The sequence below is a fragment of the Rhodoferax sp. genome (assembly GCF_023700745.1).
Classification (GTDB): domain Bacteria; phylum Pseudomonadota; class Gammaproteobacteria; order Burkholderiales; family Burkholderiaceae_C; genus Rhodoferax.
In genome coordinates, this window is record NZ_JAMPYG010000003.1 from 79,876 (window position 1) to 103,514 (window position 23,639).

25 protein-coding genes are annotated in these 23,639 nt (G+C 59.2%); 23 read left to right on the forward strand and 2 right to left on the reverse strand.

The features are described 5' to 3' along the window. Positions 1-58: 58 nt before the first annotated feature. On the forward strand, positions 59-550 hold the full coding sequence (locus tag NDJ10_RS04220) for a cupredoxin family protein (protein WP_296159912.1): 492 nt from the start codon (positions 59-61) through the stop codon (positions 548-550). A gap of 51 nt (positions 551-601) precedes the next feature. Then, a complete protein-coding gene (locus NDJ10_RS04225; protein WP_296159913.1) occupies positions 602-946 on the forward strand; it encodes a copper-binding protein in 345 nt (114 codons plus the stop codon). 177 nt (positions 947-1,123) lie between these two features. Here the strand turns inward: NDJ10_RS04225 and NDJ10_RS04230 are convergent, their stop codons facing one another. Continuing rightward, positions 1,124-1,405, reverse strand: coding sequence for a CopK family periplasmic copper-binding protein (locus NDJ10_RS04230; RefSeq protein WP_296159914.1), 282 nt, complete (start codon positions 1,403-1,405; stop codon positions 1,124-1,126). 331 nt (positions 1,406-1,736) lie between these two features. Here NDJ10_RS04230 and NDJ10_RS04235 point away from each other — a divergent pair, with 331 nt between their 5' ends. From NDJ10_RS04235 to gdhA, 7 genes are all read left to right on the forward strand, one after another. After that, a complete protein-coding gene (locus NDJ10_RS04235) occupies positions 1,737-2,087 on the forward strand; it encodes a copper-binding protein (protein WP_296159915.1) in 351 nt (116 codons plus the stop codon). Between the two features lie 36 nt (positions 2,088-2,123). Further along, positions 2,124-2,552 (forward strand): disulfide bond formation protein B, encoded by a 429-nt coding sequence (locus NDJ10_RS04240; protein WP_296159916.1) that lies wholly within the window; start codon positions 2,124-2,126, stop codon positions 2,550-2,552. Beyond that, a complete protein-coding gene (locus NDJ10_RS04245; RefSeq protein ID WP_296159918.1) occupies positions 2,549-3,199 on the forward strand; it encodes a thioredoxin domain-containing protein in 651 nt (216 codons plus the stop codon). Before NDJ10_RS04240 ends, NDJ10_RS04245 begins: the two co-directional genes overlap by 4 nt. 7 nt (positions 3,200-3,206) lie before the next feature. After that, positions 3,207-4,478, forward strand: a complete 1,272-nt coding sequence (locus NDJ10_RS04250; RefSeq protein ID WP_296159919.1) for a TolC family protein — start codon at positions 3,207-3,209, stop codon at positions 4,476-4,478. Then, positions 4,475-6,037 (forward strand): efflux RND transporter periplasmic adaptor subunit, encoded by a 1,563-nt coding sequence (locus NDJ10_RS04255; RefSeq protein ID WP_296159920.1) that lies wholly within the window; start codon positions 4,475-4,477, stop codon positions 6,035-6,037. Before NDJ10_RS04250 ends, NDJ10_RS04255 begins: the two co-directional genes overlap by 4 nt. A gap of 2 nt (positions 6,038-6,039) precedes the next feature. Further along, complete coding sequence (locus NDJ10_RS04260) at positions 6,040-9,174, forward strand: efflux RND transporter permease subunit (RefSeq protein ID WP_296159921.1); 3,135 nt, start codon at positions 6,040-6,042, stop codon at positions 9,172-9,174. A gap of 283 nt (positions 9,175-9,457) precedes the next feature. Further along, complete coding sequence (gene gdhA, locus NDJ10_RS04265; protein ID WP_296159922.1) at positions 9,458-10,801, forward strand: NADP-specific glutamate dehydrogenase; 1,344 nt, start codon at positions 9,458-9,460, stop codon at positions 10,799-10,801. A 27-nt stretch (positions 10,802-10,828) separates the two neighbouring features. Here the strand turns inward: gdhA and NDJ10_RS04270 are convergent, their stop codons facing one another. After that, positions 10,829-11,281 carry a DNA-deoxyinosine glycosylase gene (locus tag NDJ10_RS04270; protein ID WP_296160116.1) on the reverse strand — a complete coding sequence of 151 codons (453 nt, stop codon included), beginning with the start codon at positions 11,279-11,281 and terminating at the stop codon, positions 10,829-10,831. A 173-nt stretch (positions 11,282-11,454) separates the two neighbouring features. Here NDJ10_RS04270 and NDJ10_RS04275 point away from each other — a divergent pair, with 173 nt between their 5' ends. From NDJ10_RS04275 to NDJ10_RS04340, 14 genes are all read left to right on the forward strand, one after another. Further along, on the forward strand, positions 11,455-11,679 hold the full coding sequence (locus NDJ10_RS04275) for a hypothetical protein (RefSeq protein ID WP_296159923.1): 225 nt from the start codon (positions 11,455-11,457) through the stop codon (positions 11,677-11,679). 458 nt (positions 11,680-12,137) lie between these two features. After that, positions 12,138-12,356, forward strand: coding sequence for a Flp family type IVb pilin (locus NDJ10_RS04280; RefSeq protein ID WP_296159924.1), 219 nt, complete (start codon positions 12,138-12,140; stop codon positions 12,354-12,356). Positions 12,357-12,485: 129 nt separating this feature from the next. Next, a complete protein-coding gene (locus NDJ10_RS04285) occupies positions 12,486-12,653 on the forward strand; it encodes a Flp family type IVb pilin (protein ID WP_296159926.1) in 168 nt (55 codons plus the stop codon). 66 nt (positions 12,654-12,719) lie between these two features. After that, positions 12,720-13,325: a prepilin peptidase gene (locus NDJ10_RS04290; RefSeq protein ID WP_296159927.1), complete on the forward strand. Its 606-nt coding sequence runs from the start codon at positions 12,720-12,722 to the stop codon at positions 13,323-13,325. Positions 13,326-13,336: 11 nt separating this feature from the next. Next, positions 13,337-14,695, forward strand: coding sequence for an ATP-binding protein (locus NDJ10_RS04295; protein ID WP_296159928.1), 1,359 nt, complete (start codon positions 13,337-13,339; stop codon positions 14,693-14,695). Between the two features lies 1 nt (position 14,696). Next, entirely contained in the window at positions 14,697-15,539 is an 843-nt protein-coding gene (gene cpaB / locus NDJ10_RS04300) for a Flp pilus assembly protein CpaB (protein WP_296159929.1), read from the forward strand. 10 nt (positions 15,540-15,549) lie between these two features. Then, complete coding sequence (locus NDJ10_RS04305; protein WP_296159930.1) at positions 15,550-17,109, forward strand: type II and III secretion system protein family protein; 1,560 nt, start codon at positions 15,550-15,552, stop codon at positions 17,107-17,109. An 11-nt stretch (positions 17,110-17,120) separates the two neighbouring features. Further along, positions 17,121-17,420 (forward strand): hypothetical protein, encoded by a 300-nt coding sequence (locus NDJ10_RS04310; RefSeq protein ID WP_296159931.1) that lies wholly within the window; start codon positions 17,121-17,123, stop codon positions 17,418-17,420. A gap of 29 nt (positions 17,421-17,449) precedes the next feature. Further along, positions 17,450-18,940 carry a pilus assembly protein TadG-related protein gene (locus NDJ10_RS04315; RefSeq protein ID WP_296159932.1) on the forward strand — a complete coding sequence of 497 codons (1,491 nt, stop codon included), beginning with the start codon at positions 17,450-17,452 and terminating at the stop codon, positions 18,938-18,940. Further along, entirely contained in the window at positions 18,937-19,452 is a 516-nt protein-coding gene (locus tag NDJ10_RS04320) for a TadE family protein (protein WP_296159933.1), read from the forward strand. The genes NDJ10_RS04315 and NDJ10_RS04320 overlap by 4 nt, the downstream gene beginning before the upstream one ends. 8 nt (positions 19,453-19,460) lie before the next feature. Further along, on the forward strand, positions 19,461-20,072 hold the full coding sequence (locus tag NDJ10_RS04325) for a TadE family protein (RefSeq protein WP_296159934.1): 612 nt from the start codon (positions 19,461-19,463) through the stop codon (positions 20,070-20,072). Positions 20,073-20,077: 5 nt separating this feature from the next. Then, positions 20,078-21,250, forward strand: a complete 1,173-nt coding sequence (locus NDJ10_RS04330; RefSeq protein WP_296159936.1) for an AAA family ATPase — start codon at positions 20,078-20,080, stop codon at positions 21,248-21,250. Between the two features lie 48 nt (positions 21,251-21,298). Further along, the gene (locus tag NDJ10_RS04335) at positions 21,299-22,660 is read left to right on the forward strand and encodes a CpaF family protein (protein WP_296159937.1); all 1,362 of its coding nucleotides are present in this window, start codon (positions 21,299-21,301) and stop codon (positions 22,658-22,660) included. Positions 22,661-22,664: 4 nt separating this feature from the next. Next, the gene (locus NDJ10_RS04340) at positions 22,665-23,639 is read left to right on the forward strand and encodes a type II secretion system F family protein (RefSeq protein WP_296159938.1); all 975 of its coding nucleotides are present in this window, start codon (positions 22,665-22,667) and stop codon (positions 23,637-23,639) included.

A 23,639-nucleotide genomic window follows, 5' to 3' on the forward strand; every position in this document is an offset into this window, starting at 1 on the left:
GTAGCCTTCTTGAACCCCATCCCGTTAGCGTGATCCACGCTTCAATCGAAAAGTAAACATGAAATTTTCAAAACTCATTCCGTCCAATTCTCCAGCACTGATTTTTATCGCATTGCTTACCGCAGCTTCTGCCGCATCGGCCGCAGGCGTTCATGGTGGAGGACATGGTGGCTCGCCCATTGGCAAGCCCGGCGTTGCTGCCAAGGTCAGTCGCACGATCAACGTGGAGATGGCCAACGGCATGCGCTTCAAGCCCTCTGACATTCAGGTCAAAAAGGGGGAAACGATCCGCTTTGTCCTGAAAAACACCGATGGCGTCAAACATGAATTCAGCCTGGGGACACAACAGGAATTGCTGGAACACTATGAAGCCATGAAGAAGTTCCCCGACATGGAGCACGACGAGCCCAACAAGATCAGTCTGGCGCCGGGCAAGCGGGGAGAAGTGATCTGGCAATTCACAAAAGCAACCGCTGTCGACTTTGCCTGCCTGCACCCAGGTCACTTCGAGGCCGGTATGAAGGGCCGGGTCATCGTGGCCGCCAAGTAGGTTCGGCCCGCTACAGATTCCGTGGCTATCACTTTTTTCAAGGCATACATCATGAAACAACAAGCCAAACGCTTGCTGGCGGCAACAGCCATCACCCTGTCGTCTCTCTTTTCAGGGTCAGTGCTCGCGCAAACGCCCCCAAATCAAAACACCATGGAGATGCCTGCCAAGCCCAGCTTGACGGACGGCGAAGTTCGGAAAATCGACAAGGAAACGGGCAAACTCACCATCCGGCATGGCGAGATCAAGCACCTGGAAATGCCGCCAATGACCATGGTTTTTGTGGCCAGGGACAAAGCCATGCTCGACCAGGTCAAGGTTGGCGACAAGGTACGCTTCATGGTCGTTCACGAGAATGGCCAGATGGTCGTCACAGACATCCAACCCATCAAGTAATCGCTCGCCGGTTTTGACATGCGCCCGTGCTGCTTGCACTGGGCGCAAGAGCGTACACACTACCTCAACACGCCTCTTTGCAAGCCAACCGCAAATACAAACGCGGTGGCTGTGCTTGCACCACAGCCACCGCGTCAGCGGATTAATTAAACAATCAAACCTATACCGATGCGCTCCTTATGGGCGGTTGTCTAAATAGATGTATCCAGACAGCCTGGCAACCTCGTTTCCCTTCATTGTGATCGATTCACCACTTGCTGTTTCCATGACTGTACCTTCTTGCATGACCACGGCTATACCAAACTTGCTTTCCATCGCCATCTTGCCATCCTTGAACTGATAGACGGTGGAGCCGTCCTTGAGTTGGGTGGATTTCACGATATCTGTGTTGTCCAATGCAAATGCAGACAGGGCAGGAAAAACAAGACTCAGAACCAAAATGGATTTACGAATTGACATGATAAAACTCCTTAGGATGACTGCAGTTTTCCCCGAATAAGCTCGGGGTCTGGTGACGCAACTGCTGCATCACTGGTGTTAATGTAGTAACTCAATCCCCGCAAGGAAATGACAGTTCAATTACAAAAGTGACAGCATTAGACGGCTTTTGAACCAGCACATGTTTCGCTCAAAAGCTGCCAGAAAAAACTCAAACCGGGCAATTTCGAGGTGGTTTAAACGCCAAATCGTTTAGATAACAAAAAAGTAATCTGAACGTCAGCTGGCAGTGATGCCCCTTCGGCATACTGGCGCCATTCGTTTTTATCTACTTTTCGCTAAAGGAACTCCCGTGAAAATTTTGCTTGCCCCCACCTTCATGGCGCTTGGTTTGGCTTTTTCAGCCTCTGCCATGGCACAAATGGATCACAACATGCACACGGCCCAGGCCACCAAACCTGTCGCTGCATCCGTGGATGCCAACGCCCTGGGTGATGCCCTGGTGAAAAAAGTGGATAAAACCAAGAGCACGGTCACCCTGCAACACGGCGCTTTACCCAATGGCATGCCGCCCATGACCATGGCCTACAAGGTAAAAGACACCGCCTGGCTGGACCAATTGAAAACCGGCCAGAAGATTCGCTTCGCCACCGATCCCGCCGACGGCGGCATGACGGTGCTGCGTTATGAGCTGGTGGAGTAAAGCGCCTGGATTGCTGCGTTGCTGACGCTCCTCGCAATGACAAATAAAAACAACACCCCCTGGACGCTGGTTTTTGGCGCCTGGCTGATCGCCGCCATGGCCACACTGGGCGCCTTGTTCATGAGCGAGATCATGGGCTTTGCACCTTGTGTGCTGTGCTGGTACCAGCGCATCTTCATGTTCCCGCTGGTGTTCGTGCTGGCGGCCGGGCTGTTTCCGCTCGACCCAAAAGTGCTGCGCTACGCCTTGCCGCTGGCCGTCGTTGGCCTGCTGGTTGCCGGCTTTCATGTCTTGCTCACGATGGGCATCATTCCTGAAACCATGGCGCCCTGTCGCCAGGGCATTCCCTGCAAAACCATCCAGGTTGAATGGTTTGGTTTTGTGACGATTCCCCTGCTCTCATTTTTGGCTTTTCTAACCATCACCGGCTTGCTGCTGGCAAGCACTATCAGGTCTTCCAAATGAAACAAAAAAGTATTTTCATCGCCGTTGCCGCGTTGTTGATCCTGGCCTTTGCCGCTGGCACGTACTTCTACCAAAAGCAGCAAGCCGAGCAGGCAGCGCAGCTTGCTGCGCAAAACATGGCGTCGCTGGCACGCGCCGATGCACCGAGTTTTGGCGACGCCAATGCGCCGGTGCACATCGTCGAGTTTTTTGACCCGGCCTGTGGCACCTGCCGCGAGTTTTACCCCCTGGTCAAGGCCTTGATGGATACACACCCGGGCAAAATCCGGTTGACCCTGCGCTACGCACCGTTCCACCCCGGCTCTGACGCGGTGGTCAAGGTGCTGGAAGCTTCGCGCAAGCAAGGCAAGTTCGAGGCCACGCTCGAAGCCCTGTTCACCCGCCAGGACACTTGGGTGCAAAACCATACCGCCAACGTCCAGTTGATCGGCCCGTTGCTGGCGCCGCTGGGAATGGACCTGGTGCAACTGCAAAACGATGCCAATGCGCCTCAGGTCGCCACCATGATTGCACGTGATCTGGCGGACGCCAAAACCCTCAACGTGACCATGACACCTGAGTACTTTGTCAATGGCAAGCCGCTGCCCCAGTTCGGCTTTGCCGAGCTGAAGCAACTGGTGGACGACGCGCTCGTCAACGCCAAGTAGGCACACCATGAAATACGCTTTGCAAACCACAGCGCTGGCCACGCTGTTGATTTTGGCTGCGCCTGTGCGCGCTTTGGCTGATGACGCCTTGCCCGGCGCCAGTGTCGAGAGTCTGCTGTCACTGGCCAAGGAACACAACCCCGACTACGCCAGCATGCGCTTCGAAGCGCAGGCGGCCACCGAGCGGATCGCGCCGGCGGGAGCGCTGATGGACCCCAAATTCCGCATTGAGTGGATGGACATCACCAAGGCTGGCTCGCAAAGCGCCACCCTGTGGCCCAGCGAGGTGGGCAGCACCCAATACACGCTGATGCAAGACCTGCCCTGGTTTGGCAAACGTGACCTGAAGAAAAACATCGCTGCCCAGGAAGCACAGGCCAGCCAGGGCAAGGCGCAGGGGACCTGGGCTGAACTGGCAGCCAAAGTCAAAATCACGCATGCGCAACGCTACTACCTTTACCACACGCAAAAGCTCACGCTGGAATTGCTCGACCTGAGCACACAGCTGGCCAAGGTGGCGCAAGTACGTTATGCCGGCGGCCTGGCGATGCAGCAGGACGCCATTCGCGCGCAGCTGGAGCAGACCACCATGCAGACCGAGCTGGTGGCGTTGCAAGGCGAGTCGCGCCAGGCCGATGCCAGACTCAACGCCATACTGGCAAGGCCAGGCAACGCAGCGCTGGCGGTGCCCGAGCGCCTGCGCCCCGTGCCAGTGGCCGCCAGGCTTGACGCGGACGCACTGATGGCGCGTGTACAACAAGGCAACCCCCAGTTATTTGCCGAAGATTCCCGCATCAAGTCAGCCGAACTGGGGCGTGAGCTGAGCCTGAAGAACCGCTACCCGGACTTCACGCTGTCGATCACGCCGACCCAAATGCAGAGCCGCATCAGCGAATGGAGCCTGATGCTGGAGGTCAATATCCCGCTACAACAGGCGTCACGCCGCGCTGAAGAACGCGAGGCACAGGCCATGCTGTCGGCAGCCCAATCGCGCCGCGCCGCCACCGCCAATCAGGTGGCATCCGACCTGGCTGAAAACCTGGCCGGGCTCGACGCGGCGCAACGCACCGAACAACTCGCCACCAGCAGCCAGCTGCCGCAAGCCGAGCTGACGTTCCAGGCGGCGCTCGCGGGTTATGAAAACGGCAAGCTCGACTTTGCCACCTTGCTCGACGCCCAGCGCCAGGTGCGCCAGGCCAGGCAAGCCCAGCTCAAGGCGCAACTGGAAGCACAAATGAGACTGGCTGAAATTGAGAAATTAATTGGGGAAGAGTTATGAAATCAGGTACCGGATGGATGATTGGCGCGCTGCTTGCCGCGCTGGCTGGCGCAGGCGGATATTACGCGGGCACACGTGGCCATGCCGGCAGTAGCGCGGACGCGGCGGGTGCGCCAACGGCGGCACCCGCCAGCGCAGGCGATACAACGGCCAAGCCCGAGAAAAAGCTCCTTTACTACCGCAACCCGATGGGCTTGCCCGATACCTCGCCCACCCCCAAGAAAGATCCGATGGGCATGGACTACATCGCGGTTTATGCCGGTGGCGCGGATGAAGAAGAAGCCCCTGCCAACCAAGTGAAGATCAGTACCGAAAAGGTGCAGAAACTCGGGGTTCGTACCGAGGCGGCGCAACTGCGCACGCTCGACAAGCTGGTGCGCGCCTCGGGCCGCATTGAGCCCGACGAGCGCCGCCTGTACACCATCGCACCCAAGTTTGAAGGTTATGTGGAGCGCCTGCATGTCAACGTCACGGGCCAGGCCGTGGGCAGGGGCCAGGCGCTGTTTGAAGTCTACAGCCCGGAACTGGTCTCGGCCCAGCGTGAATACGCCATTGCGGCGCAGGGCGTGAACAGCCTCAAGGACGCCGGCAGCCAGGCGCAGTTGGGTATGCAGCAACTCGCCGGCGCCAGTTTGGCGCGGCTGCGCAACTGGGACATTTCCGAGGCGCAAATCAAGGCGCTGACCGATTCGGGCGCCACCACCCGCACACTCACCTTCCGTTCACCCGTGAGCGGCATCGTGATGGACAAGAAAGCGCTGCAAGGCATGCGCTTCATGCCCGGCGAGATGCTGTACCAGATCGCCGATTTATCCAGTGTGTGGGTCATTGCCGATGTCTTTGAGCAAGACATCGGGCTGGTCAAAAACGGCACTAAAGCCACGGTCCGCATCAACGCCTATCCGGACAAAACTTTCAGCGGTCGGGTGACTTATGTTTACCCCACCCTCAGCGCCGAAACCCGTACCGTGCCGGTGCGCGTCGAGCTAGCCAACCCCGGCGGACTGCTCAAACCCGGCATGTTTGCCCAGGTGGAGCTGCCGGTAGCGGCCAAGGGTCAGGTGGTCACCGTCCCGGTGTCTGCGGTGATTGACAGTGGCACCCGCCAGATTGTCCTGGTCGAACAAGGCGCTGGCCGATATGCGTCGCGTGAAGTCAAGTTGGGCGCACGCAGCGACACCCATGTGGAAGTGCTCGACGGCGTGGCCGAAGGCGAACCGGTGGTGGTGGCCGCCAACTTTTTGATCGACGCCGAAAGCAATCTGAAAGCGGCACTGGGCGGCCTGGGCAGCGCAGCACCGGCCATGACTCCGGCGGCATCGGCAGCCAAGATTGTGGGCCACCAGGCCAGCGGCACGGTGGAGGGCGTTGATCTGAAAGACGGCACCGTCAGCTTGAATCACGGCCCGGTGGCCAGCCTCAAATGGCCGGCCATGACGATGGAATTCAAAGCCGCCAACGCAACGTTGTTGCAATCGCTTAAACCCGGTTCAAAAGTCACCGTCGAGTTCATCGAGCGCCAGCCCGGTGAATGGGTCATCACCAACGTCAAGCCCTGATCATGCTTTCAAAAATCATCGACTGGTCAGGCCGCAACCGTTTTCTGGTGCTGCTGGCCACCCTGTTCATCGTGCTGGGCGGCATTTTTGCCGTGTTGCGCACGCCCATCGACGCGCTGCCCGACCTGTCGGACGTGCAGGTCATCGTTTACACCGAGGTCCCCGGCCAGGCACCGCAGGTGGTGGAAGACCAGGTCACCTACCCGCTCACTACCGCCATGCTGTCGGTACCCAAATCAAAAGTGGTACGCGGTTTCTCGTTCTTTGGCGCGTCCTTCGTTTACATCATTTTTGAAGACGGCACCGACATCTACTGGGCCCGCTCGCGCGTGCTGGAGTACCTGAACTTTGCCTCCGGGCGCATGCCCAAAGGCATCTCACCGCAGATCGGCCCCGATGCCACGGGCGTCGGCTGGGTCTACCAGTACGCACTGCTGGCCAAAGACAAAACGCTGGCCGAGCTGCGCAGCATCCAGGACTGGTATGTGCGCTACCAGTTGACCAAGGCCCACGGTGTGGCCGAAGTGGCTTCGGTGGGCGGTTTTGTGCAAACCTACCAAGTCACGGTGGACCCGGTGAAGCTGCGCGCCTACAACATCCCGCTGATGAAAGTGGCCCAGGTGATCCGCGACTCGAACCGTGACGTCGGCGGTCGCGCGGTGGAAATGGCCGAGACCGAGTACATGGTGCGCGGCAAGGGCTACCTGCGTGGCAAAAGCGACATCGAAATGCTGGTGGTCAAGGCCGACAAGGGCACGCCGGTGCTGATCCGCGACATCGCCCGGGTCGAACTGACCCCCGATGAACGCCGCGGCGTCACCGAACTCAACGGCGAAGGCGAAGTGGTCTCAGGCATCGCCATGGCCCGCTATGGGGAAAACGCGCTGGAAGTGATCTCCAACCTGAAAGAAAAAATCGCAGAAATCGGCCCCGGCCTGCCTGAAGGCGTGACCGTACAAACGGTGTACGACCGCTCCGAGCTCATCAAGCGCGCCATCGACACGCTCAAGCGCACGCTGATCGAAGAGTCGCTCATCGTCGCACTGGTCTGCGTTGTTTTCCTGATGCATGTGCGCAGCGCGCTGGTCGCCATCCTGATGCTGCCGGTCGGCATTTTGATGGCCTTCATTGCCATGCGTCTGCTCGGCATGAGCTCCAACATCATGAGCCTGGGCGGTATTGCCATTGCCATCGGCGCCATGATCGACGCGGCGATCGTGATGATCGAGAACGCCCATAAACACCTGGAGCGCCTGCCCGAAAAACACAGCACCAGCCAGCGTTTTGAGGCAATGCTGGAAGCCTGCAAAGAGGTCGGCCCGGCGCTGTTTTTCTCACTGCTGATCATCACGGTGTCGTTCCTGCCGGTGTTCGCGCTGGAAGGCCAGGAGGGCCGGCTGTTCTCGCCACTGGCCTACACCAAGACCTTTTCGATGGCCGGTGCGGCGCTGTTGTCGATCACGCTGGTGCCGGTGCTGATGCTGCTGTTCATCCGCGGCAAGATCATGCCGGAGGCCAAAAACCCGGTCAACCGGTTCCTGATCTGGGTCTACCGGCCCATCATCGCCGGGGTGATGCGCTGGAAAAAAGTGACGGTCTTGCTGGCGCTGCTGGCCTTGGGCGCATCCTACTACCCGGCCTCCAAACTGGGCTCCGAATTCATGCCCACGCTCAACGAAGGCTCGCTGCTCTACATGCCCGCCTCGCTGCCTGGCATGTCGATCACCAAGGCGGCCGAGCTGTTGCAGACGCAGGACAAGATCATCAAGAGCTTCCCCGAAGTGGCCTCGGTCTACGGCAAGGCGGGAAGAGCCAACACCGCCACCGACCCGGCACCGACCGAGATGTTCGAGACCGTCATCAACCTCAAGCCCGAATCCGAATGGCGCGCCGGCCTCACCACCGACAAGCTGATTGCCGAAATGGACAAGGCGCTGCAATTCCCCGGCGTGGCCAACTCCTGGACCATGCCGATCAAGGCCCGCATCGACATGCTGTCCACCGGCATCCGCACGCCGATCGGCATCAAGGTCTTTGGCAAGAATCTTGATGAAATGGAAAAGCTGGCCCGGCAAATCGAGTCGGTGGTGAAAACGGTGCCCGGCACCAGCAGCGCCTTTGCCGAGCGCCTCACCGGCGGTTTTTACCTCAACATCGAACCCGACCGCGCGCAACTGGCGCGCTACGGCCTGGCGGTGGGTGACCTACTCGACGTGGTGGGCACCGCCCTGGGCGGCGAAATGGTCACCACCACGGTGGAGGGCCGCGAGCGTTATGGCGTGACGGTGCGCTACCCGCGTGAACTGCGCAGCGACCCGCAGCAGATCGCCACCCAGGTGCTGGTGCCGACCATGGAAGGCGCCATGGTCCCGCTGGGCCAGTTGGCCAAGGTGGTGGTGGCCAAGGGTGCGCCCGGCATCCGCACCGAGAACGCGCTGCTGTCAGCCTACATTTATGTGGACATTCGCGACCGCGACATCGGCAGCTATGTGCGGGACGCGAAGAAAGCCGTGGCAGAGCAAGTCACTTTCCCGAGTGGTTATTACGTCACCTGGAGCGGCCAGTTTGAAAACATGGAGCGCGCCATCGAGAAAATGAAGGTGGTGATTCCGGTCACGCTGCTGTCGATCTTTTTGCTGCTGTACCTGAACTTCCGCCGCATCACCGAAACCCTGATCGTGATGCTGTCGGTTCCGTTTGCCCTGGTGGGCGGGGTCTGGCTGATGTGGTGGCTGGGCTACAACCTGTCGGTGGCCGTGGCGGTCGGTTTCATTGCCCTGGCCGGTGTGGCGGCGGAAACCGGCGTCATCATGCTGATCTACCTCGACCATGCCTGGCAGGAGATCAAGGACGAATGCCGGCTGGCCGGGCGTGCCCCCACCGTGGCCGACCTGTATGCGGCCGTGATGGAAGGCGCGGTGGAGCGTGTGCGGCCCAAGATGATGACCGTGGTGGCCATCATGGCCGGCCTGCTGCCCATCATGTGGGGCACCGGCACGGGCTCAGAGGTGATGAGTCGCATCGCCGCGCCGATGGTGGGCGGCATGATCTCCAGCACGGTGTTGACGCTGGCGGTGATTCCGGCGATCTATGCGCTGGTGAAGCAGTGGCGGCTGAAGCGGGGGCTGGAGGGGTAATTCAAGCTGCGAGACGCGAGATGTTGCGATACATCAACGCATAACGTCATGCAGGGATTGCATCATCGATACAATGGCAAATGCACTACTCAGGTGCATTTAACATAGCCGCGCTCATTAACCACGCCAAAAACGTGCGCAATTCGCTGAAATGCATCTAATTAATGCATTTCAACTCATCTTGATGCTCCTTTCTGGAGCATTTGGTTTTGCTGCGTTCATCGCGTGTGGCATGGCAAGCGACCCCCTATTGATCACCCCCCACCCTCTTAAAGGAATGTAAGTGAAGTACAAAAATCTGTCGGATTTCATGGACTATGTCAAAGCCCGCGACCCGCACCAGCCCGAGTTCCATCAGGCCGTGCAGGAAGTGATGGCGAGTTTGTGGGACTTCATCAAAGCCAACCCGCGTTATGCCGACTCGGCCATTCTGGATCGCCTGGTGGAATCCGAGCGCGTCATCCAGTTCCGCGTGTCCTGGGTTGATGACCACAACAAGATTCAAACCAACCGCGCCTTTCGCATTCAGCACAGCTCGGCGATTGGCCCTTTCAAGGGTGGCATGCGCTTTCACCCCTCCGTCAACCTGTCGATTCTGAAATTTCTGGCTTTCGAGCAAACCTTCAAAAATGCCCTGACCACCTTGCCCATGGGCGGCGGCAAGGGCGGTTCTGACTTTGATCCCAAAGGCAAGAGCCGCAACGAAGTGATGCGTTTCTGTCAGGCACTGATGGTGGAGCTGTACCGTCATCTGGGGCCCGATACCGACGTGCCAGCCGGTGACATCGGCGTGGGCGGTCGTGAAGTGGGCTTCATGACCGGCATGATGAAAAAACTGTCCAACAACGCAGCTTGTGTTTTCACCGGCAAAGGCATGTCATTTGGCGGCAGTCTGATTCGCCCGGAGGCCACCGGTTATGGGCTGGTTTATTTTGTGCAGGACATGCTGGCTCACAACAAGCTGAGCATGGAAGGCATGCGCGTGTCGGTGTCGGGCTCGGGCAATGTGTCGCAATACACCATCGAAAAGGCCATGGAACTGGGCGCCAAAGTGGTCACCGCCTCTGACTCCGGGGGCACCGTGATTGATGACGACGGCTTTACCGCCGAAAAGCTGGCCGCCCTGATGGAACTCAAGAACGTCCAGTATGGTCGCATCGAAGAATATGCCCATCAGTTTGGCCTGCGCTATGAAGCCGGCAAGAAGCCCTGGAGCGTGCCGGTGGACATCGCCCTGCCCTGCGCCACACAAAACGAGATTGATGGCGCCGATGCCCGCGAACTGGTCAAAAATGGCGTCAAGTGCGTGGCCGAAGGAGCCAACATGCCCTCCAACCTGGACGCGGTGGAAGTCTTCCTGGCTGGCAAGATCATGTACGGCCCCGGCAAGGCAGCCAATGCGGGCGGTGTGGCGACATCGGGCCTGGAAATGACCCAGAACGCCATGCGTCTGCCCTGGACGCGCGACGAAGTCGATGCCCGTTTGCGCATCATCATGACCGACATTCACAACAACTGCGTGCGTTACGGCACACGCGAAGATGGTTTTGTCAACTACGTCGATGGCGCCAACATTGCGGCCTTCGTCAAGGTGTCTGATGCCATGGCGGCGCAAGGCGTGTATTGAGACTGTGGTTCAAGTGCGAAGACAGGGTCAAACCAGCCCCGCCTTCGCCACCAGCTCCCGCCAGGCCGACAGCTTGCGCTCAAAAGACCAACTGGCATTGGCCGGACTGGTCGAAGGCAGGCGGTAAACCGGCAGGCCCAGCGCACGCGTCACGCGCGCGTGCCTGAAACTCTCGCCACCGTTGTGCGCAATCAGCCGCAGATCGGGGCAATGACGCAGCAGGCCAGCCAGATCATTGACTTGCGGCTGGCGGATGGCGGTGTCCAGACTGCCGTCGCGCTCACAGGACGCATACACATCCCACAGACCCAGACCCTTATCCAGCAGCCAGGCAACACGCTGTTGGTAATGATCAGCGCCAGGCATCGGGCTCGCCGGCCAAATGGCTTGCAACAGCCGCCAGAAGGCATTTTGCGGATGGGCGTAATACTGCTGGCGCGCCAGCGACGTGACGCTGGGGAAGCTGCCCAGCACCAGCATCCGGGTATGCGCTGTCACCAGCGGCGGCAAGCCATGGAGACGGGTGGATTCATTCACTGCAAACTCCGTTATTGAAGGCTGGGCATGTCAAGAAAACTGTTGCGCCAGATTTCTCCTGCCATCAAGGCACTATATTTCATGCTGTTGCACTTCCACTCAAGCATGACGCACCCGTGAACTGGCTCAAAAAACTCTTGCCCCGTCGCCAGGCCCTGACACCCGAGCAGCGCGCCAAAGCGCTGATCGCCGCCATCGACGCTGGCGGTCTTCCGCTGAACGCGGCTGTGGTCAACGACATTGCCCGCAAGCTGGGGCTGGAGGTGTCGGCCCAGGCGCGCATGGAAGACACCATTCTCCGCATTCGCATGGCGCTCAAGCGCCTGGAAAGCCATCGATGACCAGCTCGATCAAATTCAAGATGACACATCGGTTTCCGCTGCAGGTTCATACATGCCTGTGTTTTTTACTTCGGCAACTCTTACCGTTCAAAAACTGCCGTTGCTAAAAACCCTGGGAGCAACCCTCTCCCTGAAAAAGAACCGCCAGCATTTTCAGGATGTGGCAGTTGTGGCGGGAATCCCATGTCAGTTCGTCAGGCTGGCACGGCCCTGACTTTATGCGCCGGGTTGTACTCAACAGGCCTTCTTGAACGTCAAATGTGGCCTTCATGTAACAAATTGTAGGGAGTGATGCGAATTCTCAATTCCACGTTCTCACCAAGTCAGAAAAATGGCCCTGCGAGTTCGAAACAAGTGCAAATCCTGATGAGAGATTTTCAATAAGGGTGCAGCGGACTCTCAAAGTGATGGGTCGCTCATGGTGGGTGACCAATATTCAACTTAACAGGAGTGTCATCATGGAAAAATTTGTTCTTGCCACCCGCCGCTTCATGCGTGACGAGGAAGGCGTAACGGCGATTGAATATGGGCTGATTGCATCGCTGATTGCGGTGGCGATTATTATTGCTGCCGGGCTCGTGGGCACAAATTTAAGTAACCTCTTTAACGATATTGCTGGCTGCCTTACCACGCCTCCAACCGGCGCCATTTGCGCCGCCGCCGCTCCCGGTGGTTGATTTGACTCGCTTCCCCGTGGGGGGAGTAGTTCAACCACATGCGCCTCAGGCTACGGGGTTGCGAATCGCAGACCTGTCTGCAAGCACTTGGAACTGGCCCGCCATGTCTTCTCATCTCAAGAGTCGGCCATGAAATACCAACGCGGTGTCACGTCCATTGAATATGCCCTGATGGCCACCTTGATTGCAATAGCCATCATCGTGGGGGTCGGGGCCACAGGGGAGGCGAATGCACTGAGCTGGTCCATCTGGACAGGCAAGGTCATCCCTGCAATGAAAGGGGCGCTGGGTCCTTGAGTTGATTATTGAATGATGCCGGCTTGACCGGTGGCTAAACAACATAAGAAAACAGAAGGGCACCAAATGCAGTTCAATATCGTTCCAGAAGCATGGCAGGCCATCAGCCTGACCACTCTGGCGCTGCTGGTGCTCACCGCGCTGGTGTTTGACCTGCGGCAGCGGCGCATTCCTAACAAACTTGTGCTGGTGGCGCTGGTTACTGGCCTGTTCATCAACCTGATTGGCCCGCAGGTCTCGCAGAGCGGCGCCGGTTTGTTCACCGTCTATCCCGGCGCATTGGGTGCCAAGGGTGCGCTGCTGGGCGCGCTCACCGGGCTGACCATCTTTTTACCGCTCTACCTGCTGCGCGCCATGGGCGCGGGCGATGTCAAGCTGATGGCTGGCATCGGCAGTTTTGTCGGCCCGGCCACGGCCATCGATGTGGCGCTGTTCATTCTGGTGACCGGTGGCGTGCTGGCCGTGGTGCGCATGGTCTGGGTGCGCAAAACACAGCTGGTCCTGTTCAATGTGGTGACCGCGCTGGGCCAATGGGTTCCCGGCTCGGTGGCCCGTTTTGATCCGGCCACCCAATCTGCCGATCGCATGCCCTATGGCGTGGCCATGGCCGTTGGCCTGCTGGCCTATGGCGCGTGGATTTTCAGCGGTCACAACCCGATCGTCAATTTTTGAAGGCAAGCATCATGGAAGCGCTATCACACACCACTTCGCCGCTGCTGAAGGCCGAACCACCCGACCCGACCGAGGTGCCGGTGGCCGAAGCAGCCAGCCTGCCAGCCGCTTTTCTGACCGACTTGGCACTGCGCCACTTTGCACGGCTGGGCGAGCTCAAGCTGGTCCAGATCGCGCACCATCTTGGCATGGCCGTGCCCTTGGTTGATGGCTTATTGTCGAACATGCGCAAACTGGGTCTGCTGGAAGTGCCGCGCCGCGGCGATCTGGAGGGCGACGTGAGCTATGCCTTGACAGACACCGGCCAGCGGCTGGCACGGCTGGCGCATGAGAAATGCAATTATGTGGGGCCGGCGCCGGTCACCTTGCCCGAGTATGTGGCCCGCGTAGGCGAACAAAGCCAGCACATCGCACCGGTGCGCGTCGCGCGCCTGCAGCAGGCCATGGACGATCTGGTGATCGACCCCGCCATGCTGCCCACGCTGGGCAGTGCGCTCAATTCCGGCAAGACCATTTACCTTTACGGCGCCAGCGGCAGCGGCAAGACCTATCTGGCCGAGCACCTGGTCAAGACACTGGAGGGTCACATCCAGGTGCCGCATGCCGTGTATGTGGACGGCGAGGTGATTCTGGTCTATGACCCTGTCGTGCATCACCCGGTGCCACTGGCCGCAACCCCAGCACTTGGCCTGACGCGCGAGGTGCCGATGGACGGTCGCTGGGTGCTTATCGAGCGGCCCGTGGTCATTGCCGGCGGCGAGCTCACGCTGGACATGCTTGATCTGGCCTACGACCCGCACACCCGCCTGCATATCGCACCGCCGCAAATGAAGGCCAACAACGGCATCTTCGTGGTCGACGATTTTGGCCGCCAGCGGGTGAGCCCGCACGAGTTGATGAACCGCTGGATCGTGCCGCTGGACCGCCGCGTCGATTTCCTGGCGCTCAACACCGGCACCAAGTTCACCGTGCCGTTTGACGTGCGCGTGGTGTTTTCGTCCAACCTGGCGCCTGAAGAACTGGTGGACCCGGCCTTTGCCCGGCGCCTGGGCTACAAGATCCATCTTTTGCCGATGAACGCGGACAGCTACCGCACCGTGGTGGCGCAGGCTTGCGCGCGCAGCGGCGTACCGCCCGACCAGGCCGGCATCGACTACCTTGTCAACACGCTGCACATGCGCAATCTCATGCCCTTCCTGCCGAGCCTGCCGTTTGATGTGATCAGCAAGATTGCAGACCGCGCCCAATACCTGGAAGAACCCCCGCGCATGACGCCCGAATTGCTGGACTGGGCGTGGGCCAATTATTTTGGTGGCAATGACCCATTAGCGCAGGCCAAAGCCAGCCCGACCTTCAATCAAGGAGAGTGAAATGAAGAGCAAACGCGCAATCATCATGCTGACCCTGTCGGTGCTGCTTGGCATCGCCGCGGTCATGCTGGCGGCCCGCTGGATGGGCCAGCAGGCCGCAAGCGACAAAACCACGGTGCTGGTCGCGTCCAGCGACATGGAATTGGGCCAGGCCATCACCCCCACCATGGTGCAGTCCGTACCGTGGCCCGCCGGCGCGGTGCCAGCGGGGGCATTCGACGACCCCAAGAAGCTGGAGGGCCGCGTGGTGCGCATCAGCATTTTCAAGGGCGAACCGGTGCTGGCACCCAAGCTGGCACCCGAAGGCACCAAGGCCGGGCTTGATTCTGTGATCAAGGAAGGGCACCGCGCCATCACCGTCAAGGTCAACGAGGTGGTGGGTGTGGCCGGTTTCCTGGCGCCTGGCAGCTATGTGGACCTGCTGGTCAACTTCAGGGATGAGCGCGACAAACCGATGTCGCGCGTGGTGCTGGAGCGCATCATGGTGCTCGCCATTGCGCAGGAGGCCCAGCGGCCTGATGAGAGCAAACCCCGGGTAGTCAATGCCGTCACGCTGGAGGTGACGCCCGAGCAGGCCGAAAAGATCGACTTGGCGCGCAACATCGGCACGCTGTCGCTGATCCTGCGCAACCAGATTGACACCCAGGATGCCGCCACCGATGGCGTGCGTCAGCAAAACCTGTTTGCAGCAGAAACGCCGGCTCCGGTAGCCTCTGCGCCGGTCCCCGTCAAGAAGGTGGTGCGGCGCGCCAAACCCAAGCCTGTGGCCGCCAAACCAGTCGAAGACTCCAGTAGCCGCGTGGAGGTGATCCGTGGCCTGCAAAAAGCAACCGCTGATTTTTAAGGAAAAGACCATGAAAACCCTTTTACGCAATCCCTTGTCGGCTTCTCTTTGGGTGGCCATGGCTGCCTCGCTGGTCGCAACCACGGCGCTGGCGCAAGCCCCTGCTGTGATCAAGGGCACGACAGCGATCAAAAGCGCCACTGTTGCCGCTGCGCCCATGTCAGCCAACGTCGGCACCGACCTGTCCACGGTCGGGCCGGCGCTGAACCTGACCATTGGCAAGTCCACCATGATGCGGGTGCCCTCGGCCATCACGCGCATTTCGGTCGGCAACCCGACCATCGCCGACGTCACCCTGATCAGCACCACCGAGCTCTACCTGCTGGGCAAAACCTATGGATCGACCAACCTCATCGTCTGGCGCAAGGGCGCCGGCCCCACGGCCATTGACGTGAATGTGAACATTGACGTGGCACGCATGGAAGCCAAAATCGATGAACTGCTGCCCGGGGAAAAGGGCATTACCGTGCGCCCGGCTGCCGACTCGGTCATCCTGACCGGCGTGGTCTCCAGCGCCGTCAAGGCCAAGGCGGCCGAAGACATTGCCAATGCCTTTGTGCGTGATGTCAACAAAAGCCTGGTGCTGCCCGTCGTCGCCGGCGAGGACAAGGTGGCCTCCGGCACCAAACTGCAGGTGAGCAGTGTCGGCGTTGCCGGAGCCAAAGTGGTCAATTTGCTGCAAATTGCCGAGGGTCAGCAGGTCATGCTGGAGGTGACGGTGGCCGAAGTTTCGAAGACACTCATGGACAAGGTGGGCGCAAAATTCAATGCCACCCGGACCAATGGCGACTGGATGTATGGCATCGGCTCCAATCTGTTGAGCGGTGGCGCCGGGCTGCTCAGTGCCATCAAGAACGGCACGAACGGCTTTCAAATAGATCTTGAAAAGAACGACGGCCTGATCAAAATCCTGGCCGAGCCCAACCTGGTCGCCATCAGTGGCCAGGAGGCCAGCTTCCTGGCGGGCGGCAAGATCTTTATTCCGGTGGCACGCGCCAACGAAACCACCGGCGGTTCAACCATCACGCTGGAAGAAAAAGAGTACGGTGTGGGCATCAAATTCACCCCGACCGTGCTGGAGGGCGGGCGCATTCACCTGAAAGTGGCGCCCGAGGTGTCCGAGCTGTCGCAGACTGGTTCACCCTTCACCACGCTGGGAGGCGAAACGGCGATTTTGCCGAGCTTCACCACCCGGCGTGCGCAAACCTCGGTGCAGTTGATGGACGGGCAAAGCCTGGCCATTGCCGGCCTGATCAAAAACAACGTCAAGCAGGCGGTGGACCGGGTGCCCGGCCTGGGTGAAGTGCCGGTGCTGGGTGCGCTGTTTCGCAGCAACGAATTTCAGGGCGACCGCAGCGAGCTGATGTTCGTCATCACGCCACGCCTGATCAAGCCGCTCGACCCCAACTACATCCTGCCGACCGACAGCTACACGCCGCCGAACCGGGGCGAGTTCTATTTTGGCAACAAGCTCGAAGGCTCGGGTCATGAAGACATTCCGGCCGACCCACGCACCGCCCCGGCCACCACGGCCCCGACCAATGCCACCGGTGGCATGGAAGTCAAGTAAGGAGATTCATCATGACGACCACCCTTTATTCCGCCCGCTTGATCGGCAAACTCACCGCTGCTTCTTGTGCGGCGCTGCTGACGGCCTGCGCCAGCACCACCCCGGTGCTTGACGCCAACTTTGGCAACGCCGTGCGCCAGGCGCGCACCAGTCAAACGCTCAACCCCAACGCCTCGGCCAACCGCGACCCGGTGCTCGGCATCGACGGCCAGGCCGGCGCTGCCGCGCAGGAGCGCTACCAGGAGTCGTTCAAGGCACCGCCCAAGACGTTTGAAATCATCAATATTGGCGGCACGCTGACGGGCGATTGAACGCCGGGCGCAGCCGCAGGAGCCACACCATGAAAACTGTCCGCTTGAAAGCCATGCGCAGCCGGTGCCAACGCGGCGCGGTGGCCATCACATTTGCTTTTTCCCTGCTGGTGCTCTTTGGCTTTATGGCTCTGGTGTTCGACCTGGGGCGCACCTACGTGGTACGTACCGAGTTGCAAAATGCGGCGGATGCGGCGGCGTTGGCGGGCGCCAAGGATCTCAATCAAAAGTTGTCTGGCGTCACAACAGCAATTGCCACAGTGAAGGCTATAGGGCTGCAAAACAATACAAAGTTCTCGTTCAACGGGAATGTTGGCATCGTGATCACAGATGCCATGATCAGCGTCAGCAGTTGCCCGGATGATGGATGTACGTGGACGCAGGCCAGCGTCATTGCCTCTGATGCGCAGGCTGCCGATAAGACTTTTCTCAAGGTCTATATTCCATCAGGCAGTCTCGCTACGTTTTTTGCGCGCGTGCCAACCACCCAGGGTGGCACTGGCATCCAGGAGACAAACACTTTTGGGCGTGCAGTGGCGGGGTTTTATGTGAGAGAGATCACGCCCATTGGCATTTGTGCGATTGATCTAATAAAGGGCGGAACCCGCACCTCTGCGGCAGGAACGGAGTTAACCGAATTCGGATTTCGGCGAGGTGTGGCCTATAACATCATGGAGCTTGGGCCGTTGGGCGGGAGCGGTCAGCCCTATTTGCTCAACCCGGTCGACTCGTGGGGAAGTCCCGCGTGCGACCCGTCGCATTCATCTGCGACCTATACAGCTCCTTTTGTATGTACCGGAACCTCGGCTGCCATCGGTACAGTGCCGGGCAATGTTTTTGGTAATACCGGCATTTCGGCCGGGCCGATACAGGCAGCGCTCAATTCCCGATTTAAGGAGAACGCTTGCGCGCCACAGGATGTAAATGTTAAGGAATATACCGTCCCGAAGACGGCAGGGACCGGTCCGCTAGGGAATCCCCGCGATTGGACGCAAGAAGGCGCTGACGACTACCCCTCACAACAATCCATCACGATTGATTCGAGTACACGCAAACCCGTTCCCAATCCAACGATCGGCCAATATGGCGCACTCTGGTCCTACAACTGGGCGGTGAAGGCAGTTGGCACATCACCCAACGCTACCGCAGGCACCGCCTTCACACTGGATGACTGGCCAGATTTGTACGCTGGCAACACGGCAGACCAGACAGCTTCAGGTTATCCCGCAAGTTCGTCTTTCCCCGGTACTCTGGCAGCGCCATACAACACTTCGATTGGAAGTAAATATTTCGCTTTGCCACCTGTTACGCCAGGAAAGCGGGACCGGCGCGTGCTGAATCTCGCGATTGTGAATTGTCCGGCATCAACGGGAACCGGCTGCAACTCTACGATACCTATTGTCGGCATCGGAAGATTTTTTATGCAAGTCGAGGCCGATTTACCCAAAGCAATTGAAGCTGAGTTTGCCGGCTTGATCGATCCTCTTCCTCCACCTACTGAAATCAGGTTGTACAAGTGAACACCCAACCTACAAAAAAATATCCAAAGCGATCGATCATGCGAACGCAGCAAGTCGGCGTTGCCGCCGTCGAATTTGCGTTCGTGCTGGTGATCTTGCTGCTTATCATGGCCGGCGTGGTCGAGTTTGGCCGCACCTTCTGGTATGCCGATGCACTGACCAAGGCCACACGGGATGGAGCGCGAATGATGTCCATGTGGGAAGCCTCGGACATCAGCAACGGCGTAACCAAGGTGCAAGACAGGGTCATTGCCGTTGCGGCAGCGGCCAATGTATCGCCCGCTTTGGTTGGTGCCAATGTGACCGTTCAATGCGACAACTCCCCCCCTGCCAGCCCCACTTTCAGTTTTGGTGCCTGCTCTCCTGGCACCGCACCAGCCAACGTCAGGGTCAGCATTACCGGCTTTACCGTTAATCTGGGCGCATGGTTTCCCTTCATTGGACCAGATGGGCTGATTAGCCTCAGCAACATTAGCTTGTCGCCGCACACCACCATGCGCTACATGAATTGAGGTGTGCCATGAAAAACTCACCGCTTGCCAACGTCAAATCAAAAGTGCTGCAGCGCGGCGTCGCTGCCGTCGAATTTGCCCTGATCGCCATTCCGTTTCTTTTGTTGGTGCTGGGTGCGATGGAGTTTGGACGCTTGCTTTACCTCTGGAATACTGCGCAGGAAGTTACACGTAACGCTGCGCGGCAGGTGGTGGTGACAGATTTCACCGATAGCGCTGCCATTACGGCCATCAAGCGTTCTGCGGTATTTCGCGTCACAGATGGCACGCTGCCTGCCTCGTCTGAAATCTCTAACACGAATGTCGTCATCCGGTACCTGGCCGTAAAAGCCAATGGCGATGTGGCGTTTGTAACCAAAATGCCAAGCAGCCCCGGCGACAACATTGCGGCCTGCCTGGATTCCAATCGTGTCTACGACGAGTGCATCCGCTTTGTCGAAGTCTGTTTGAGTACGGGAACGACATGCAACCCCAATCAATCTATCCCGTTCAAGCCAATGATTGGTCTATTTTCAACCAGTGGGCCCAATTCCACTGATTTAACCGGCTTACGTATTCCTTTATCTACCGTCCGAATGCCAGCAGAAAGCCTCGGCTTCAACCCGATTCCTGAAAGTTGAATGCTATGAACCTCAAAGCCTCACTGATCTGCACCAGCGCCCAAGAGCGCGAAGCGCTGCTCACCGCACTGGCCACGCCAGCGGGTGTGGAGATCAATGTGCATGTGGGTGACGCCAGGCGGCTGTTGGCCGTGATGCAAAAGGACCGGCCCGATGTAGTGCTGCTCGATTTCCCGACGCCTGACAATGAGGCTTTTGAGCAGATCGAAGCGGCCACCCTGCGGGTGCCCGGCGTGATGGTGCTGCTGGTCAGCCCCGACCCTTCCATTGACCTGCTCAAGCGTGCCATGCAGGCCGGTGTGCGTCATATATTGCCAGCCCCATTGAACCAGTCCACGGTCCAGAGCGCCGTGGACTACCTGCACAAAACAGCGTCGTTGAGCTCGCGCCTGGTGGACAACGAGGGCGAGTTACTGGCTTTCCTGAACGCAAAAGGGGGCTCGGGCAGCACCTTTCTGGCCAGCAACCTGGGCTATACGCTGGCCGCAACCGGCAAAAAGGTGCTGCTGGTGGACTTGAACCTATTTTTTGGCGACCTGGCGGCGAACGTGACCGACCGCAAGCCAGGCTCCAGCATTCTGGACATTGCCCGCCAAAACGAACGCATTGACGCGGCCTTGCTGGAGTCCAGCGTGTTGGCCGCGCGTGAGCATCTGTATGTGCTGGCCGCGCCGCTGCTGCCCTACCGTATCGAAGTACTGACGCCGGCTATATTGGAAAAAATCATTGAACTGGCGCTCAGCCAGTATGACTTTGTCATCCTGGATGTGGGTCGCACCCTGGACCCGACCACCATCAAGGCGCTGGACCTGTCTGCCCGCATTTACCTGATTCTGCAACTGGCCTTGCCGGCGATCCAGAACGTCAAGCGCATCGAGACCGTGTTCGAGGGTTTGGGCTATCCACCGGGCAAGTTGAATGTGGTGGTGAACCGTTATGAAAAGAACGGTGCCATCGGGCTCGACGAGCTGGAGCGTGCCACACAAACCAAAGTAGCGCGAACGGTGCCAGCCAGTTATGAAGCAGTCATGGCCTCGATCAATGAGGGGGTCCCGCTGCCGATGCTGTCGCCGCGCGATGCTGTCACACACGTTTTGCAGGCGTGGGCCAATGATTTGTCGCCGGTCACGCTCAGGCCGAAGAAACACTGGTTTTCGGCACTGACAGGTGGCAATTGAACCTGAAGCTGCCGTCTGCAACCCAATGATTATCAAGCGAGAAGCATCATGGACCTTAAAACACAAGCACAGGAACTCCGGCTGAAGTCAGCCCCTAACGAATCGAACGAGTTGCATCCTGCCGCCACCTACACGCATTCGGAATATCACACGCTCAAGGACAGCTTGCACAGCCAGTTGTTGAGCCGGATTGATTTGAATGTGATGGGCTCCATGAAGCCGGAGCGGCTGCGCGAGGAGCTCGGCCTGCTGGTGGAAAGGCTGCTGCAGGAGACCGGGGTGGCACTGAATGCGCCAGGACGCAAACAACTGGTGCAGGACATCCTGGACGAAATCATGGGCCTGGGACCGCTCGAGCCGCTGCTGGCCGATGCTTCTATTTCCGACATTCTGGTCAATGGCCCGCATCAGGTGTACGTGGAGCGCAACGGCAGATTGGTCAAGACCGATGTCAACTTTTCTGACGATGATCACCTGATGAAGATCATTGACAAGATCGTGTCACGCGTGGGCCGGCGCATTGATGAATCAAGCCCGATGGTGGACGCGCGCCTGCCCGATGGCTCACGCGTCAACGCGATCATTCCACCCCTGGCGCTGGACGGCCCGCTGTTGTCGATCCGCCGCTTTGCCGTGGTGCCATTCACCATGCACGACCTGCTGGACAAGCGCACGCTGACGCCGGTGCTGAGCCAGCTGCTTTCAGCGATGGTCCGGGCCAAGATGAACCTCCTGATTTCGGGCGGCACGGGTACCGGTAAGACGACGCTTCTGAACGTGCTGTCGGCCTCGATACCGCACAACGAGCGCATCGTCACCATTGAAGATGCCGCCGAGCTGCAGCTTCAGCAACCGCATGTGGTACGGCTGGAAACCCGCCCCCCCAATATCGAGGGCAAAGGCGAAGTGAGCCAGCGGGCGCTGGTGCGTAACAGCCTGCGCATGCGCCCGGACCGCATCATCGTGGGCGAGGTCCGTGGCGCCGAGGTGCTGGACATGATGCAGGCCATGAACACCGGCCACGAAGGCTCGATGGCCACGGTACACGCCAACTCGCCGCGCGACGCGCTGTCACGGCTGGAAAACATGGCCGGTTATGGCGGGGTTGCCATGCCGCAGGAGGCCATGCGCCAGCAGATCAGCTCAGCCATCATGGCGGTGATCCAGATTGCCCGTCTGAACGACGGGCGCCGCAAGATCATCAGCCTGCAGGAGATCACCGGCATGGAAGGCGACATCATCACCATGCAGGAAATCTACGGATTCAAGCAGACGGGCATTGCCACAGACGGCTCGGTGCAGGGGCATTTCAGGGCCACCGGCGTGCGGCCCACGTTCATGGACCGCTTGAAGTCCTACGGTCTGGAAGTGCCGGAAGAAACCTTTGATCCAACCCTTATTTACGAGTGACATCATGGACTACAGTTTTTCACTGTTATTGATCCTCGGCTTTGTCGCGGTGGTGCTGCTGTTCGAAGGACTCTACGCTTACTGGAACGACACCCGCAGCCCGGAAGTGCGCCGGGTGGCACAACGGCTGCGCGCCATTTCCGCCGGTGGTCACGCCGAGAGCGAGGCAAAATTGTTCAAGGAACGGGTGCTGAGCCACACCCCGTCTGTGCAACGCCTGCTGTTGCTGCTGCCACGGGTGCACCAGTTGGACCGGCTGCTGCTGCAGGCAGGCAGTACCTTCACGGTGTCGCACCAGCTGACGGTGTCTGCCTTGCTGGCGCTGATCGGGCTGGTGGCGGGCTTGTTTTTGCGTTGGCCCATGTTTTTGATTCTGCTGTTGGTGGTGGTTCTGGCGCTGCTGCCCTTGTTACGGCTGGTGTGGATGCGCAATCATCGGCTGCACAAGATCGAGGCACAGTTGCCTGACGCGATGGACCTGATCGCGCGGGCGTTGCGCGCCGGTCACGCGTTTCCGTCGGCGCTGGCCATGGTCGGCGCAGAGGCACAGGAACCGATTGCGGGCGAGTTCAAGATCACCTCCGACGAAATCGGTTATGGCATCTCGGTGGACAACGCGCTCAACAATCTGGCCAGCCGCGTTCCGAGTCCGGATATGCGCTACTTCGTGATGGCGGTAATTATTCAGCGCGAAACGGGTGGCAATCTGGCCGAGTTGCTGGGCAAACTGGCAGAGTTGGTGCGCGAGCGCTTCAAGCTATTTGCCAAGGTGCGGGTGCTGGCGGCCGAAGGCAAACTGTCAGCCTGGATTCTGGTAGGACTGCCGTTTTGCGTGGCTGGCGCAGTTCAGATATTGAACCCGAAATACCTGTCAGTTTTGTTTACCGATGTGATGGGCCTCAAACTGGTGATTGGCGCGCTGGTGCTGATGGTCATCGGCATTTTTGCCATGTGGCGGATCATTGATATCCGGGTCTGA

Bases quoted from the DNA above. Each gene is read 5' to 3' on its own strand.
- NDJ10_RS04230 (WP_296159914.1), bottom strand. From the start codon at position 1,405: ATGTCAATTCGTAAATCCATTTTGGTTCTGAGTCTTGTTTTTCCTGCC.
- NDJ10_RS04240 (WP_296159916.1), top strand. From the start codon at position 2,124: ATGACAAATAAAAACAACACCCCCTGGACGCTGGTTTTTGGCGCCTGG.
- NDJ10_RS04315 (WP_296159932.1), top strand. From the start codon at position 17,450: ATGAAAACTGTCCGCTTGAAAGCCATGCGCAGCCGGTGCCAACGCGGC.
- NDJ10_RS04330 (WP_296159936.1), top strand. From the start codon at position 20,078: ATGAACCTCAAAGCCTCACTGATCTGCACCAGCGCCCAAGAGCGCGAA.
- NDJ10_RS04340 (WP_296159938.1), top strand. From the start codon at position 22,665: ATGGACTACAGTTTTTCACTGTTATTGATCCTCGGCTTTGTCGCGGTG.
- NDJ10_RS04310 (WP_296159931.1), top strand. From the start codon at position 17,121: ATGACGACCACCCTTTATTCCGCCCGCTTGATCGGCAAACTCACCGCT.
- NDJ10_RS04245 (WP_296159918.1), top strand. From the start codon at position 2,549: ATGAAACAAAAAAGTATTTTCATCGCCGTTGCCGCGTTGTTGATCCTG.
- cpaB (WP_296159929.1), top strand. From the start codon at position 14,697: ATGAAGAGCAAACGCGCAATCATCATGCTGACCCTGTCGGTGCTGCTT.
- NDJ10_RS04295 (WP_296159928.1), top strand. From the start codon at position 13,337: ATGGAAGCGCTATCACACACCACTTCGCCGCTGCTGAAGGCCGAACCA.
- NDJ10_RS04325 (WP_296159934.1), top strand. From the start codon at position 19,461: ATGAAAAACTCACCGCTTGCCAACGTCAAATCAAAAGTGCTGCAGCGC.
- NDJ10_RS04290 (WP_296159927.1), top strand. From the start codon at position 12,720: ATGCAGTTCAATATCGTTCCAGAAGCATGGCAGGCCATCAGCCTGACC.
- NDJ10_RS04280 (WP_296159924.1), top strand. From the start codon at position 12,138: ATGGAAAAATTTGTTCTTGCCACCCGCCGCTTCATGCGTGACGAGGAA.
- NDJ10_RS04250 (WP_296159919.1), top strand. From the start codon at position 3,207: ATGAAATACGCTTTGCAAACCACAGCGCTGGCCACGCTGTTGATTTTG.
- NDJ10_RS04220 (WP_296159912.1), top strand. From the start codon at position 59: ATGAAATTTTCAAAACTCATTCCGTCCAATTCTCCAGCACTGATTTTT.
- NDJ10_RS04225 (WP_296159913.1), top strand. From the start codon at position 602: ATGAAACAACAAGCCAAACGCTTGCTGGCGGCAACAGCCATCACCCTG.
- NDJ10_RS04335 (WP_296159937.1), top strand. From the start codon at position 21,299: ATGGACCTTAAAACACAAGCACAGGAACTCCGGCTGAAGTCAGCCCCT.
- NDJ10_RS04285 (WP_296159926.1), top strand. From the start codon at position 12,486: ATGAAATACCAACGCGGTGTCACGTCCATTGAATATGCCCTGATGGCC.
- NDJ10_RS04260 (WP_296159921.1), top strand. From the start codon at position 6,040: ATGCTTTCAAAAATCATCGACTGGTCAGGCCGCAACCGTTTTCTGGTG.
- NDJ10_RS04255 (WP_296159920.1), top strand. From the start codon at position 4,475: ATGAAATCAGGTACCGGATGGATGATTGGCGCGCTGCTTGCCGCGCTG.
- NDJ10_RS04270 (WP_296160116.1), bottom strand. From the start codon at position 11,281: ATGCTGGTGCTGGGCAGCTTCCCCAGCGTCACGTCGCTGGCGCGCCAG.
- NDJ10_RS04305 (WP_296159930.1), top strand. From the start codon at position 15,550: ATGAAAACCCTTTTACGCAATCCCTTGTCGGCTTCTCTTTGGGTGGCC.